1 protein-coding gene is annotated in these 669 nt (G+C 73.7%); it reads right to left on the bottom strand.

All coding sequences use genetic code 11. The features are described from left to right. The coding region (locus AC1DZC_RS20035; protein ID WP_477044495.1) for a hypothetical protein at nucleotides 1–669 on the bottom strand (669 nt) is incomplete at both ends.

The following is a 669-nucleotide window of genomic DNA, read 5'->3' as shown; positions in this document are numbered from 1 at the left end:
CGCCCAGCCTGTCGCGCAGGGCCTCCATGCCATGCCCGATCACCATGGTCGGCAACGGCGACCTGGGTGCCACGGTGCGCGCGAACCATTCGATCCCGCGCCGGTTGGCGTAGAAGGCGCCCCCGACGAACAGCAGATAGCGCGCCCGGTCCGGCGCCATGGCCGGGCGCGGCGCGGGGAGCGCGTCGTCGAGCGCGATCGGCGCGATATGGTCGGCGCCCCGCCCGTACAGCCGGCGCAGGCCCTCGCTGTCTCGCGCGGACAGGCAGATCATCGCATCGCTGTGGCGCACCGCCGCGCGCTCGGCGGCCCAGGTGGCGGCGAGCAGGGCGAGCGAGAGCGCGGTCCGCTTGGCCCGGGCGGCGCCCAGGAAGAAGCGCGCCTCGACATTGTAGAAGAAGGTCACCACCCGGACAGGCGGATGGGCGCGCTTGATCGGCGCGACGACATGGCCCAGCGTCGAGCCGTCCACGAACACCTGACCTGCGGACATGTCGCCGACCCGGGCGACGATGCGAGCGATCTCATCGGGGTCGAGCCCGCCCAGGCGCCCGTGCAGGGCATCGGCCAGGCTCGGCGCGGGTTTCCTGGTCAGCCGGTGCACCGCCAGGGCATCGCCGAACACCGCCGCCAGCGCGCGCGCRTTGAGCCGCGACAGGAGTTCGCGCC

This window comes from Cellulomonas sp. P2_B4, assembly GCF_056404795.1.
The sequence above is the reverse complement of the archived record's forward strand: the minus strand, read 5'-3'. Positions and strand labels throughout refer to the sequence as shown.